Annotated in this window: 9 protein-coding genes; 8 read left to right on the top strand and 1 reads right to left on the bottom strand. The window is 62.3% G+C overall.

Annotated elements, in window-relative coordinates:
- The first annotated feature begins 442 nt into the window (after positions 1-442).
- From KSS91_RS21540 to KSS91_RS21515, 6 genes are all read left to right on the top strand, one after another.
- On the top strand, positions 443-1,720 hold the full coding sequence (locus KSS91_RS21540; protein ID WP_217838459.1) for an MFS transporter: 1,278 nt from the start codon (positions 443-445) through the stop codon (positions 1,718-1,720).
- Positions 1,713-2,672, top strand: a complete 960-nt coding sequence (locus tag KSS91_RS21535; protein WP_217836056.1) for an amidohydrolase family protein — start codon at positions 1,713-1,715, stop codon at positions 2,670-2,672. The genes KSS91_RS21540 and KSS91_RS21535 overlap by 8 nt, the downstream gene beginning before the upstream one ends.
- A complete protein-coding gene (locus KSS91_RS21530; protein ID WP_007972457.1) occupies positions 2,669-3,673 on the top strand; it encodes a 4-hydroxythreonine-4-phosphate dehydrogenase PdxA in 1,005 nt (334 codons plus the stop codon). The genes KSS91_RS21535 and KSS91_RS21530 overlap by 4 nt, the downstream gene beginning before the upstream one ends.
- 328 nt (positions 3,674-4,001) lie before the next feature.
- Positions 4,002-5,177 (top strand): L-rhamnonate dehydratase, encoded by a 1,176-nt coding sequence (locus tag KSS91_RS21525; protein ID WP_015096352.1) that lies wholly within the window; start codon positions 4,002-4,004, stop codon positions 5,175-5,177.
- 53 nt (positions 5,178-5,230) lie between these two features.
- A complete protein-coding gene (gene araD1, locus KSS91_RS21520) occupies positions 5,231-6,226 on the top strand; it encodes an AraD1 family protein (protein WP_217836055.1) in 996 nt (331 codons plus the stop codon).
- Between the two features lie 34 nt (positions 6,227-6,260).
- On the top strand, positions 6,261-7,841 hold the full coding sequence (locus KSS91_RS21515; protein ID WP_217836054.1) for an aldehyde dehydrogenase (NADP(+)): 1,581 nt from the start codon (positions 6,261-6,263) through the stop codon (positions 7,839-7,841).
- Positions 7,842-7,952: 111 nt separating this feature from the next.
- Here KSS91_RS21515 and KSS91_RS21510 read toward each other — a convergent pair whose 3' ends face one another.
- Positions 7,953-8,861, bottom strand: a complete 909-nt coding sequence (locus KSS91_RS21510; RefSeq protein WP_015096349.1) for a DMT family transporter — start codon at positions 8,859-8,861, stop codon at positions 7,953-7,955.
- Positions 8,862-9,042: 181 nt separating this feature from the next.
- On the opposite strand from KSS91_RS21510, the gene aceK reads away from it, so the two are divergent.
- Entirely contained in the window at positions 9,043-10,761 is a 1,719-nt protein-coding gene (gene aceK, locus KSS91_RS21505; RefSeq protein WP_116580286.1) for a bifunctional isocitrate dehydrogenase kinase/phosphatase, read from the top strand.
- A 235-nt stretch (positions 10,762-10,996) separates the two neighbouring features.
- On the top strand, positions 10,997-14,908 hold the full coding sequence (gene hrpA, locus KSS91_RS21500) for an ATP-dependent RNA helicase HrpA (RefSeq protein WP_217836053.1): 3,912 nt from the start codon (positions 10,997-10,999) through the stop codon (positions 14,906-14,908).
- Positions 14,909-15,053: the final 145 nt, after the last annotated feature.

The raw sequence follows: 15,053 nt of genomic DNA, 5'->3' as shown, positions 1-15,053 counted from the left end.
TTGCGTGGTAAAGCCGCAAGCCTGGCCCGAGTGTGTGAAGGTGCGGGCACGGCGTCTAGTCAAAACAATACATACACCGATAGCCTGGGGTTATAGCTCGGCAAACTACTGCCTACTGTAGGAGCGAGCTTGCTCGCGATGGACTCAAGGGCACCGCGTTAATTCAGGAACCACGTGTTTTCGTTGAAGACCATCGCGAGCAGGCTCGCTCCTACAGAAAAGCATGCGTGGCAACGTTGAAAGGTCGTTGAAAGCAGGGCATGACATAACCCGAGGCTATCGCCTGATTTCAAGTTTTGATTAGACGGTTATCAGCAAGCCTTCGATAGTGCTTATCAACGTCTGCATCTCCACAAAAATAATAAACGAGGCATGCACCATGGTTCGTCCCAGTGCTTCCCTGCATCTGCCCGGCGCAGTAGCCCAGCCCAACGAAGCGGCCATGCCGGTGGCCGGTACCGCCAAAGCCAGCAGCGTGCGCTGGCGGATCTTCGCGATCATCTTCGCGCTGACCATGGTCAACCTGATCGACCGGGTGTCGCTGTCCATTGCGATGCCGACCATCGCCCATGAGTTTTCCCTGTCACCGAGCCTGCAAGGGCTGATCCTCAGCAGCTTTTTCTGGGCCTACGCACTGTTGCAGATTCCCGGCGGCTGGCTGATCGACCGCTTCGGCGCGCATCGGGTCATCAGTTGGTCCACCGGGTTGTGGGGCACGTTTCAGGTGCTGGCGGCGTTCGCCACCGGCGGCTTGTCTTTGTTGTTTGCCCGGGTTGCACTGGGCGCCGCCGAAGCACCGCTGTTCCCGTCGGGCGGCAAGCTGATTTCCCTGTGGCTGGCCCCGAGCGAGCGCAGTCGCGGCGCGGTATTGATGGACAGCGGCAGCCCGTTGGGCGTGGCCCTTGGCGGGTTGATCATTGCCTGGCTGATAGCCTCGCTGGACTCCTGGCGCCTGGCCTTCGTGATCGCCGGCATCGCCACCCTGGTGCTGGCCTGGCTGGCACGGCGTTATCTGCGCGATGATCCGGCCGGTCACCCGCAAGTCAATGAGGCAGAGCTTGAGAAAATCAACGCCGGCCGTGCAACGCCCGCCGCCGAAGCGGCCCGGGCGCCGGTCAAGGGGCTGGGTATTGCGCCACGCTCGCTCAGCGGTTTGCTGATCGGCCGGGCAAGTTGGGCGATGGTGTATTTCGGCCTGCTGACCTGGGGCCCGAGTTACCTGGCCCAGGCCCGGGGTTTCGATATCAAGGGGATTGGTGCGGCGACCTTCGTGATTTTTGTCTGCGGTGCACTGGGTTCGTTGACCGGTGGTTTCCTCTGTGATGGCTTGATTCGCAAAGGCGTGAGTCGCGCGGTGGCGGTCAAGAGCCTGCTGGCGTTTTCCGGGCTGGTGGCCCTCGGCGCATTCCTGTTGCTGCCGACCTTGAGCAATCCTTTTGCGGCAGTGGCGCTGTTGGCCATGACCGCGTTCTTCCTGATGTGGGGCAGCCTCTACTGGAGCTTCCCGGCGCTGCTGGCGGCGCCGGCGCGGGTCGGTTTGATCGGCGGCGTGATGAACATGGCCGGCAGCTGCGGCGGCATCGCGGTGCCGATCCTGGTGGGCGTGATCCTGCAGGCGACCGGTGGCTTCGCCCCTGTGCTCGGGTTCTTCGCAGCGTGCTCGGCAGTCTTCGTGCTGGCGACCTTGTTCATCAGCCTGGATGAGGTGCGCCATGACTAATGCGTTGTGGAATGGCCCGATCATCGACGCCCATCATCACTTCTGGGACCCGACCGTCAACGACCACCCATGGCTTGCCCCCGAGGCCAACATACCCTTTCGCTACGGAGACTACAGCGCGATCAAGCGCCGCTATTTTCCCGAGGATTACTTCGCCGATGCAGGTTCCCATAACGTCGTGCAAACGGTGTACGTCGAGACCGAGTGGAACCCGCAGGACCCGATTGGCGAAACCCGCTTCATCGAGCAACTGGCCGCCCGCTACGGCGTGCCGAATGCGGTCGTGGCGCAAGCCTGGCTCGATCATCCGGACGCTATCGATGTGCTCACCGAACAGGCGCGTTTCAAGCATGTGCGCAGCGTGCGCCACAAACCCGGTGGCCCGATCGCGCCGGCGCAGGTGGGGCACCTGCGCAGCCTGATGAGTGACGAACACTGGCGCCGCAGTTACGCCGCGCTCGAAGGGCTGGGCCTGCATTTCGACTTGCAGACACCCTGGTGGAACCTGCACGAGGCCGAACGCCTGGCCCGGGATTTCCCCGGCATCACGCTGATTCTCAACCACGCCGGTTTGCCCAATGACCGCAGCGCCGAAGGCCTGGCGGGCTGGCGTCTGGCGCTGGCGCGGCTGGCGCAGTGGCCGAACGTGCAGGTGAAGATTTCCGGCCTGGGGCAGGGTGGCCAGCGCTGGCGCGCCAAGGACAACACCTGGATCGTGCGCGAGGTGATCGCCATGTTCGGCAGCCACCGGGCGATGTTCGCCAGCAACTTCCCCGTGGACAGCCTGTGCGGTTCGTTCGACGACATCTACAGCGGTTTCAAATCCATCGTCGCCGATCTGCCAATGGCCGATCAGGAACGACTTTTCTACAGCAACGCGCAGCGGGTCTATCGCTGCGAGCCTTGCGCCAATGACCGGGCGCAGCCTGAACCCTTGAGGAGTGAAGCATGAGCAAATCCACCATCGCGATGGTCCTGGGGGACCCGGCGGGCATCGGCCCTGAGCTGATTGCGCGCCTGCTGGGCGAGCCTGAAGTGCGTGCCCAGGCCAATGTGATCCTGATCGCCGACGAAGCGGAAATGCGTCGCGGCATGCGCATTGCCGGGATGGAATTTCCCTATCGTCGCGTCGAGTCCCTGGAGCAGCTGGCATTCGTCGATGACACGCCGCTGTTCTATGACTTTCGCGGTGACACTATCGGTGAGTTTGCGCGTAGCGAGGCCAGCGTCATCGGTGGCCGCTACAGCCTCGACACCCTGGAAAAGGCCCTGCGCCTGACCGAAGCGGGGATCACCGACGCGGTGTTGTTCGGGCCATTGAACAAGACTTCACTGCACATGGCCGGCATGGCCCACAGCGATGAGCTGCACTGGTTCGCCGAGCTGCTGGATTTCCATGGACCGTTCTGCGAATTCAACGTGCTCGACAATCTCTGGACTTCGCGGGTGACCTCCCATGTGGCCCTGGCCGATGTGCCGGGCCTGCTCAGCCAGCAACGGGTGGTCGAAGCGATTCAACTGATCGACACCGCGCTCAAGCGCAACGGGCTGGAAAAGCCGCGCATCGGCGTTTGCGGGCTGAATCCGCATAACGGTGATAACGGTTCGTTCGGTCGCGAGGAACTGGACATCATCGGCCCGGCGGTGCGTTCGGCGCAGGCACTGGGGATCGCGGCGGACGGGCCTTATCCGGCCGACACGATCTTCCTCAAGGTCCAGGGCGATGCCAGTGCCTTTGACGCGGTCGTCACGATGTACCACGACCAGGGCCAGATCGCGATCAAGCTGATGGGCTTCTCCCGTGGCGTCACGGTGCAGGGAGGCTTGCCGATCCCGATCACCACCCCGGCCCATGGCACCGCCTTCGATATCGCCGGGCAGGGCAAGGCCAACGTCGGCGCGATTCGCCAGGCGTTCGAGATCGCGTGCCGGATGGGGCGCAACCGCCACTGATCCCGGATTTCTAAAACAACAACAATCCCCTGTGGGAGCGGGCTTGCTCGCGAATGCGGTGGGTCAGACGACCGATACGTCGACTGACCCACCGCATTCGCGAGCAAGCCCGCTCCCACTTTTGTTTTGTGTCACCCGATAACCCGAAACGCACAATAACCGAATTCAGCTATCACTCCAGGTTATCGCCGGATACGCATAAGTGATTATCCGCAGCCCTTGGCCGCTGGCTAAAGTCGCTCCATCGAATGCGCAAGACCGCCACCCGAACGGCAGTGCGCAGCGACTCACAATGACAAGAAGCCGGCAGCGCAAGGAAACTGTATTCATGAAAATCAAAGCGATCCGTACCCGCGTTTTCGAGTGGAAAGGCAAGGTCGTGCCACCCCAGGCGCACTTCTGCACCAACGCCAGCGACATCCTGTTCGAGCGCGGCGACGCCATGGGCTCGTTCCGTTTCCACGGCTGGCTGGTGGTGGAAGTCGAGACCGACACCGGCCTCGTCGGCATCGGTAACTGCGCCCTGGCGCCGCGCGTGGCCAAGGAAATCATCGACACCTACCTGGCACCGATCGCCATTGGCGAAGACCCGTTCGACAACGAATACATCTGGCAGAAAATGTACCGCCAGAGCCACGCCTGGGGCCGCAAGGGCATCGGCATGGCGGCGATCTCGGCCATCGACATCGCGATCTGGGACATCATGGGCAAAGCAGTGAACAAGCCGGTGTTCAAGCTGCTTGGCGGGCGCACCAAGGAAAAGATCTGGACCTACGCGTCCAAGCTCTACGCCAACGACAACCTCGACCTGTTCCTTGAAGAAGCCCAAGGCTACCTGAGCCAGGGGTTCACCGCGCTGAAGATGCGTTTCGGCTACGGCCCGAAGGACGGTCCTGCTGGCATGCGCCGCAACATCGAACAAGTGCGCGCCCTGCGTGAGCTGGCCGGCCCCGACGTCGACATCATGCTCGAGTGCTACATGGGCTGGACCCTCGAGTACGCCCGGCGCATGTTGCCGAAACTGGCCGAATTCGAACCGCGCTGGCTCGAAGAACCGGTGATCGCCGACGACATCGAAGGCTACATCGAGCTGAAGAAGATGGGGATCATGCCGATCTCCGGCGGCGAGCACGAATTCACTTCCTACGGCTTCAAGGACCTGCTGGAACGCCGCGCCGTCGACGTGATCCAGTACGACACCAACCGCGTCGGCGGCATCACCGCCGCGCGTAAGATCAACGCCATGGCCGAGGCTTGGTCGGTGCCGGTCATCCCGCATGCCGGGCAGATGCACAACTACCACCTGACCATGTCCACTACGGCTTCGCCTATGGCCGAGTTCTTCCCGGTGTTCGATGTCGAAGTCGGCAACGAGCTCTTCTACTACGTGTTCAAGGGCGAGCCGCAACCGGTCAACGGCTACATCCAGCTGGATGACAACAAGCCGGGCCTGGGCCTGGAAATCTCCGATGAGTACCTGAGCGATTTCAACATCATCGAGTGACCGTCCGGCGCCGCTCTCTCGCGGCGCCCACCACGACTTTTCGGAGGGCCGACATGCGCCTGATTCAGTTTGAAAACACCGACGGGCAACGCCAGGTTGGCGTGGTTGAGGGCACTCGCGTCCAGGTACTGCGCGATACCCGCAGTACCCGTGAACTGGCCCTGGCCGCCATCCGTGCCCAGCGCAGCCTGCAAGAAGAAATCACCCGGCGCGGCAGCGACCCCGGTCCGGATTACGCGCAGCTATTGCAGCAACACAAGGTCCTGCCGCCGCTGGACCACGAAGACCCCGCCCATTGCCTGATCAGCGGCACCGGCCTGACCCATCTGGGCAGCGCCGCGACGCGGGACAAAATGCACCAGCACGACGGTGAAGTCGAAGCCGGCATGACCGACACCATGCGCATGTTCAAGTGGGGGTTGGAGGGCGGCAAACCGGCGGCGGAGCAGGTCGGCGCGCAACCGGAGTGGTTCTACAAGGGCGACGGCAGCATCGTCGTGCGTCCCGGTGCGGATTTCCCGGTGCCGCCGTTTGCCGAGGACGCCGGTGAGGAGCCGGAACTGACCGGCCTGTATGTGATCGGCGACGACGGCCAGCCGTACCGTGTCGGTTATGCAGTGGGTAATGAGTTCTCCGACCACGTCATGGAGCGGCGCAACTACCTGTATCTCGCTCATTCGAAGCTGCGTTGCTGCTCCTTTGGCCCGGAGCTGCGCGTCGGTGAGTTGCCCAGACATCTGGTCGGCACCAGCCGCATCACGCGCAACGGCCAGACGATCTGGGAAAAAGAGTTTCTCAGCGGCGAGGACAACATGTGCCACAGCCTGGCCAACCTCGAATTTCATCACTTCAAGTACGCGCAGTTTTTGCGTCCCGGCGATGTTCACGTGCACTACTTCGGTACCGCCACGCTGTCGTTTGCCGACGGTGTGAAGACCCAGCCGGGGGATAGCTTCCAGATCAGTCTCGATGAGTTCGGTGCGCCTTTGGTCAACGGCATCGGCGAGAGCGCCCAGCCGCTGGCTATCGGTCAGGTACGCACACTCTGACCCCTGCAGGTCTTTAACCGATCAAGGAATCCACATGAGCCTGTTTCCTGGACACAACTACATCGGCGGCCGCCGCAGCGCCAACGGCACGTTGCAGCTGCAAAGCCTCGACGCCACCACCGGCGAACCCTTGCCCGGAACTTTCTTCCAGGCCAGCGAAGCCGAAGTGGATGCCGCTGCCAAAGCGGCGGCTGCGGCATACCCGACCTACCGTAACCTGAGTGCGGAACAACGCGCGCGGTTTCTTGACGCCATCGCCGATGAAATCGACGGGTTGGGCGATGAGTTTGTCGCCACCGTGTGTCGCGAGACAGCATTGCCGGCCGGGCGTATTCAAGGTGAGCGTGGCCGCACCAGCGGCCAGTTGCGCCTGTTCGCCATGGTGCTGCGTCGCGGCGACTTCTATGGTGCGCGCATCGACCGCGCATTGCCCGATCGCCAGCCATTGCCGCGTCCGGATCTGCGTCAGTACCGCATCGCCCTGGGGCCGGTGGCGGTGTTCGGCGCGAGCAACTTCCCGCTGGCCTTTTCCACCGCCGGTGGCGATACCGCCTCGGCACTGGCCGCCGGTTGCCCGGTGGTGTTCAAGGCCCACAGCGGGCACATGGCAACCGCACAGTGGGTGGCTGACGCGATCATCCGTGCCGCGGAAAAAACCGAGATGCCGGCGGGTGTGTTCAACATGATCTACGGCGGTGGTGTCGGTGAAACGCTGGTCAAGCATCCGGCGATTCAGGCAGTGGGCTTCACCGGTTCACTCAAGGGCGGCAATGCCCTGAGCCACATGGCTGCAAACCGGCCGCAGCCGATCCCGGTGTTCGCCGAGATGTCGAGCATCAATCCGGTGTTCCTGCTGCCGCAAGCCCTCGAGTTGCGCGGTGAGCAGATCGCGGCGCAATTGGCAGGTTCCGTCACCTTGGGCTGTGGCCAGTTCTGCACCAACCCCGGATTGGTCATTGGTGTGCGCTCGCCGCAGTTCAGTGCTTTTCTTGAGGTTTTCTGCGCCCACATGAACCAGCAGCCGGCGCAAACCATGCTCAATGCCGGCACGCTGGCCAGCTACAACCGGGGCCTTGGCGAATTGCACGAACATCCGGGCCTGAGCCATCTGGCGGGCCGGCCGCAACAGGGCAATCAGGCGCAGCCGCAGGTGTTCAAGGCCGATGCCAGCCTGTTGCTCAAGGGCGATCAATTGCTGCAGGAGGAAGTGTTCGGGCCCACCACCATCGTCATCGAGGTCGAGGATCGGGCACAGTTGGCGGCAGCATTGCAGGGCTTGCGCGGGCAATTGACCGCGACCTTGATTGGCGAGGCCGACGAACTGCTGGAGTACCGCTGGCTGGTGGAACTGTTGCAAGAGAAAGTGGGGCGGATCTTGCTCAACGGCTATCCGACCGGGGTCGAAGTCTGTGAGTCCATGGTGCATGGCGGGCCGTATCCGGCGACATCCGACTCGCGGGGCACTTCGGTCGGCACCCTGGCGATCGATCGTTTCCTGCGGCCGGTGTGCTTCCAGAATTATCCGGATGCGCTGCTGCCCGAGGCGTTGCAGAACGGCAATCCGCTGGGGATTCGGCGGTTGGTGGATGGGGAGGTGAGTCTTTCCGCTTTGTGATTGTTGGTGTCTGGTCTATCGCCTTCGCGAGCAAGCCCGCTCCCACAAGGACCGCGCAAACCCTTTGGGAGCGGGCTTGCCCGCGAAGGCGTCATCGGCAACGCAACAATTCTACCGCTCAGCCACCAAGCTCGGCTTCACCGCAGCCGGCTTCAACACCAGCCACAACGCCAGCGCAATCAACACCCCGCCATAGATATGCGCCATCGACAGCGGCTCATCGAGAAACAGCGCCCCCCACAACACGCCAAACAGCGGGATCAGGAAGGTCGTGGTCATCGATTTCACCGGACCGATCGAGCTCAGCAGCCGGAAGTAAATAATGTAGGCAAACGCCGTGCAGCCCAGCCCCAAGCCCAGCAACGACAGCCACACGCTCCAGCCGCCCCAGCTCGCCGGTGGCTGGCTGATCACGCTGTAGCCAAACAGCGGCAACAGGAACAAGGTCGCGCCGAGCATGCTGCCCAGTGCCGACAAACGGCTATCGAGACCGCCGGCCTGATCGAGCCAGCGGCGGGCCAGGAATCCGGCAAATCCGTAGCACGTGGTGGCGAGCAGGCAGGCGACGGCCCCCATCAGCAGTGCCATATCGAACGCCACCGGACCGGCACGGGTCAGCACGCCCACGCCGAACAAGCCCAGGAATACGCCGCCGAGCTTGGCGCCAGTGAGCCTTTCATGGAAAAACAGGCCACCGATCAGCACGCCCATCAAGGGTGTCGTGGCATTGAAAATCGACGAATAACCGGCAGGCAGCACCTGCGCGGCAACGGAGTACAGGGTCGCCGGGATGCCGGAATTGATCACCCCGAGCAGCATCACGGTCTTGAGTTTGCCCTTGAAATCCCAGCTGATGCGCATCAGGCCAAGAATCACCAGCAACCCGACGGCGGCAATCGATACGCGGAAAAACGCGGTGGGCAGGGAGCCGATCACTGGGGCGATGATGCGCATGAACAGAAAACTCGCACCCCAAATGGCCGCCAGGGACAGTAAACGGAAAATATCGACGGGGTTCACAGCGCGGTCCTTCCATGATGAAGGGGCGAAAGTGTTGCTGAGTGCGTGATCGATGGCAACCGAAAACCGGGCATTGAACTCTTCAGGGCGTCGATGACGCGGCGCCTGGAAAATTACGCTTCTCCTGCACCCGCTTCACTGGCTAAGCTCAAGCCTCCCGAATTCCCGCAGAGGTCTCACCATGCCGCAGCAATGGCCAGCCGCCGACATCGCCCGCTTGATCCTCGATGGCTTTGACGATTACCGCGAGCATTTCCGGCAGATCACCGACGGTGCCCGGGCCCGCTTCGAACAGGCCCGGTGGCAAGAGACACAATCGGCGTCGGCAGCGCGGATCAATCTGTACGAAGATAAAGTCAGTGAAACGGTGGAGCGACTGCGCACCGCGTTTGACGCCGAAACCCTGGACGTCAGCTGCTGGCCACTGGTGAAAAGTGCCTACATCAGCCTGATCGACCTGCGCTTCGACGATGAATTGTCCGAGACCTGGTACAACTCGATCTTCTGCGGGCTGTTCAGCCATGACCTGATCAGCGACGGCTGCATGTTCATCCACACCACCCGGCCGAGCCTGCGCCGTGCCCGGGCCGCGCAAACCCGCACCTACAAGCCACAAGGCCAATTGTCGGCGATGCTTGCCAGCATCTTCGCCGACTACCGCTTCAGCGAGGATTACGCCGACCTGTCCGGTGACCTGAAACGCCTCGAAGCGCAATTGCGCGAGAACCTGCCGGACTGGGTGTGCAAGGACCCGGAGCTGAGCGTCGAGCTGTTTTCCTCAGTGCTGTACCGTAATAAAGGTGCGTACCTGGTGGGGCGCATCTACACCGCCGACGAGCAATGGCCGCTGGCAATTCCCTTGCTGCACCTGGAAGGTCGCGGCATCCAGATCGATGCGCTGATCACCGACGAAGCAGACGTGTCGATCATTTTCTCCTTCACCCGCTCGTATTTCATGGTGGATGTGCCGGTGCCGGCGGAGTTCATCGGCTTCCTGCGGCGCATCCTGCCGGGCAAGCACATCGCCGAGCTGTACACCTCGATCGGCTTCTACAAGCACGGCAAGTCGGAGTTCTACCGGGCGCTGATCAATCACCTGGCCAACACCGACGACCAGTTCATCATGGCCCCCGGCGTGCGCGGCATGGTCATGAGCGTGTTCACCCTGCCGGGGTTCAACACCGTGTTCAAAATCATCAAGGACCGTTTCTCGCCATCGAAAAACGTCGACCGCGCCACGGTGATCGAAAAGTACCGCCTGGTGAAAAGCGTCGACCGGGTTGGGCGCATGGCCGATACCCAGGAATTCGCCGACTTCCGTTTCCCGCTGAGCAAGTTCGACCCGGCGTGCCTGGAGGAGCTGCTGGACGTTGCGCCGTCCACGGTGTCGGTCGAAGGCGACACGGTGCTGATCCGTCACTGCTGGACCGAACGGCGCATGACCCCGCTTAACCTGTACCTGGAAAACGCCAACGAAGCGCAGGTGCGCGAAGCACTGGAAGATTACGGCCTGGCGATCAAGCAACTGGCGGCGGCCAACATCTTTCCCGGTGACATGCTGCTGAAGAACTTTGGCGTCACCCGTCACGGCCGGGTGGTGTTCTACGACTACGACGAAATCTGCTTTCTCACCGAGGCCAACTTCCGCCACATTCCACAACCGCGCACGCCGGAAGACGAGATGGCGTCCGAACCCTGGTACTCGATCGGGCCGCTGGATGTGTTCCCGGAAGAGTTTCCGCCGTTCCTGTTTGCCGATTCGGGGCAGCGCAAGTTGTTCGATCAGTTGCATGGCGAGCTGTACAACGCCGATTACTGGAAGAGCCTGCAGGAGGCGATTCGGGCGGGGAAGGTGATTGATGTGTTTCCGTATCGGCGTAAAGGCCTCGACAACGAATAATTCAACCTGATCGTTCCCATGCTCTGCGTGGGAACGATCACAACAAACTCCTGTAGGAGCTGCCGAAGGCTGCGATCTTTTGATCTTGATTTTTTCGACATCTTTGAAAAGCAAGATCAAAAGATCGCAGCCTTCGGCAGCTCCTACAGGAGAACCAGCCACGAACCCCCGCAATCCATGGCAAATCTGCGACAATCGCCACCCTGCGCCACTAGACGACTGAATTGCGTACCCGATGACCGACGAATCGCCCTCCATCGACAAACTGCTGAAAAACCTTGATCACGCCATGCTCGCCGACCGCCACCGGCTGCGGCGGCAGTTGCTTGAGCTGCGCAAGAAACCCGATGAGGCCAAACTGGGCCAGTGGGTGGCGCGCATGCAGGCGTCCTGTGAGCAGGTGCTGGCGCGCCGCGCCAGCCTGCCGGTGATTCGTTACGACGACAGTTTGCCGATTGCCGCCAAGCGCGACGAAATCAAGACGGCGCTGGAAAAGCATCAGGTGCTGATCATCGCGGGCGAGACCGGCTCGGGTAAAACCACCCAGTTACCGAAGATCTGCCTGGAGATCGGTCGCGGCCAGCATGGCTTGATCGGCCACACCCAGCCACGGCGGATCGCCGCGCGCAGCGTGGCCAGCCGGGTTGCCGAAGAGCTGGGCACGCCGCTCGGCTCCCTGGTCGGCTATCAGGTGCGCTTCGAGGACCAGAGCGATTCCAATACCCTGATCAAACTGATGACCGACGGCATCCTGCTGGCGGAAACCCAGAACGACCGCTATCTGGAACGCTACGACACGATCATCGTTGACGAAGCCCACGAACGCAGCCTCAACATCGACTTCCTGCTCGGCTACCTGAAAACCCTGCTGCCGCGCCGTCCCGACCTGAAGGTCATCATCACCTCGGCGACCATCGACCTTGAGCGTTTCTCCAAGCATTTCGACGATGCTCCGATTGTCGAGGTGTCCGGCCGTACGTTCCCGGTGGACACCTGGTATCGCCCGCTGACCCTGGAGCAGGACGAAGAGGGTAACCGCGTCGAGGACGACCTGACGGTGGATCAGGCGATCCTCGCCACCCTCGACGAAATCGCCGCGTATGAGCGCAGTGAACGCCGCAGTCCCGGTGACGTGCTGGTGTTCCTGCCCGGTGAACGCGAGATTCGCGACGCCGCCGACATGCTGCGCAAGGCCCAGCTCAAGCACACCGAAATCCTGCCGTTGTACGCGCGCTTGTCGCCGGCCGAGCAGCAGCGGATTTTCCAGTCGCACCCGGGGCGACGCGTGGTACTGGCGACCAACGTCGCGGAAACCTCGCTGACGGTGCCGGGCATCCGTTACGTGATCGACAGCGGCACCGCGCGCATCAGTCGTTACAGCTACCGGGCCAAGGTCCAGCGCCTGCCGATCGAAGCCGTTTCCCAGGCCAGCGCCAACCAGCGCAAGGGCCGTTGTGGACGGGTCGAGCCGGGTATTTGCGTGCGCCTGTACAGCGAAGAGGATTTCCTCGGTCGCCCGGAATTTACCGATCCGGAAATCCTGCGGACCAACCTCGCGGCGGTCATTTTGCAGATGTTGCACCTGCGTCTTGGCGAGGTCAGCGCGTTCCCGTTCATCGAGCCGCCGGATGGCAAGGCCATCAGCGACGGTTACAACCTGCTGCAGGAACTCTCGGCGGTGGATCGCAACAGCCAGTTGACGCCCCTCGGTCGCCAATTGGCGCGGCTGCCGGTGGACCCGCGCATGGGGCGCATGTTGCTGGAGGCGGCGAAGCTCGGCAGCTTGCAGGAAGTGCTGATCGTCGCCAGCGCCATGTCGATCCAGGACCCGCGCGAACGTCCGCCGGAGCGTCAGCAAGCGGCGGATCAGGCCCACGCCCAGTGGAAAGACGCCGACTCGGACTTCGCCGGTCTGGTCAATCTGTGGCGCGGATTCGAAGAGCAACGCCAGGCGCTGACCGCCAACCCGCTGCGCAACTGGTGCCGCAAGAATTTCCTGAATTACCTGCGCCTGCGCGAATGGCGTGACTCCCATCGCCAGTTGAGCCTGATCTGCCGCGACATGCAGCTGAGCCTCAATAAAGAGCCGGCGGATTACCCGAAACTGCACAAAGCGGTGCTGGTGGGTTTGCTCAGCCAGATCGGCCAGAAAACCGAAGAGGGCGATTACCTCGGCGCGCGTCAGCGGCGGTTCTGGATTCACCCGTCGTCGGGCATCGGCAAGAAGCGTCCGCAGTGGCTGATGACCGCCGAACTGGTGGAAACCACCAAGCTCTACGCGCGCATGGTAGCGAAGATCGACGCCGACTGGATCGAACCTCTCGCCGGGCACCTGATCAAGAAAAACCACTTCGAACCGCACTGGGAGAAGAAGCGCGGCCAGGTGGTTGCGTTCGAGCAGATCACCCTGTTCGGGTTGATCGTGGTCGGGCGGAGGCCGGTGCATTACGGCCCGGTGGACCCGGTGGTTTCGCGCGAATTGTTTATCCGCGAAGCGCTGGTGCGCGGCGAGATTCAGTCCAAAGCCAAGTGTTTGACCGCCAACAAGCAGTTGCTGGAACAACTCGACGAACTGGAGGCCAAGGCCCGCCGTCGCGACATCCTGGCGGATGAAGAAACTCTGTACGCGTTCTACGACGCGCGCCTGCCGGCGGAGATTCATCAGACCGCGACCTTCGACAGCTGGTACCGGATCAACAGTCAGAAAGATCCGCAGCTGTTGATCATGCGCGAAGAAGACGTGCTGGCCCGTGAAGCCAGCGAGGTCACCGCACAGCATTACCCGGATACGCTGCACATCGGCGATCTGGAGTTGGCCCTCAGCTACCACTTCGAGCCCAACCATCCACGGGACGGCGTGACCCTGCGCGTGCCGGCACCGCTGTTGCCGATGCTGCCGCCGGAGCGCCTGGAATGGCTGGTGCCGGGTGTCATCGAAGCCAAGTGCATTGCCCTGGTGCGCAACCTGCCCAAGGCCCTGCGCAAAAACTTCGTGCCGGTGCCGGACTTCGTCAAGGCCGCCCTGCAGCGCATGACCTTTGCCGAGGGCTCGCTGCCCCAGGCCCTGGGTCGTGAGTTGCTGCGCATGACCGGAGCGCGGGTCAGTGATGAGGCCTGGGCCGAGGCGGCACAGCAAGTCGAAAGCCATCTGCGGATGAACCTGGAAATCGTCGACGGCCAGGGCAAGTTCCTCGGTGAAGGACGTGATCTGGCCGAGTTGACGGCGCGTTTCGCCGAGGCCAGCCAGGCCGCATTGGCGGTGCCGCAAACCGCGAAGAGCCAGCAGCCGGTGGAGCCGAAAGTCTTCGCCGCCGTGGCCGAGAAAACCCAGCAGAAGATCGCCGGACTGTCGATGACGGTCTATCCGGCACTGGTGGAAGAAGCCGGCACGGTCAAGGAAGGGCGTTTCTCGACGCCGGCCGAGGCCGAGTTCCAGCATCGCCGTGCCCTGCAACGCCTGCTGATGCAGCAACTGGCCGAGTCGGCAAAATTCCTGCGCGGCAAGTTGCCGGGCCTGACCGAACTGGGCCTGCTGTACCGCGACATGGGGCGTGTCGATGCGCTGGTGGAAGACATTCTGCTGGCCAGCCTCGACAGCTGCATTCTCGAAGGTGAAGACCCGCTGCCACGCGATGGCGCCGGATTGGCGTCCCTGGCCGAACGCAAGCGTGGCGCCTGGACCGAGCACGCCGAGCGTGTGGCGAAGCTGACCCTGGAAATCCTCAAGCTCTGGCATGGTCTGCAAAAACGCTTCAAGGGCAAGATCGACCTGGCGCAGGCCGTGGCCCTGAATGACATCAAGCAGCAGCTCAGCCACCTGGTCTATCCGGGGTTTGTCCGGGAAACACCGATGCAGTGGCTCAAGGAGTTGCCGCGTTACCTCAAGGCCATTGAGCAGCGTTTCGAAAAAATCGCTGCCCAGGTGCAGCGCGACCGGGTCTGGAGCGGCGAATTGAGCGGCCTGTGGACGCAATACCAGACTCGCGCCAGCAAACATGCCCAGGAAGGCAAGCGCGATCCGCAGCTGGAGTTGTATCGCTGGTGGCTGGAGGAATACCGGGTTTCGCTGTTTGCGCAACAACTGGGAACCAAGGTGCCGATCTCCGACAAGCGCCTGAGCAAGCAGTGGAGCCAGGTCGAACCCTAGACCTGAGACCACTGCAATACCCTGTGGGAGCGAGCTTGCTCGCGATGGGGGCATCACATTCAACATCTATGTTGCCTGTCAGGCCGCAATCGCGAGCAAGCTCGCTCCCACAGTTTTGCATGGCCCGCAGGTAGGGTTCATCCAG

Origin of the sequence: Pseudomonas azerbaijanorientalis (assembly GCF_019139795.1) — a bacterium.
GTDB lineage: Bacteria > Pseudomonadota > Gammaproteobacteria > Pseudomonadales > Pseudomonadaceae > Aquipseudomonas > Aquipseudomonas laurylsulfatiphila.
This window is presented reverse-complemented; position numbering and strand designations above follow the sequence as displayed.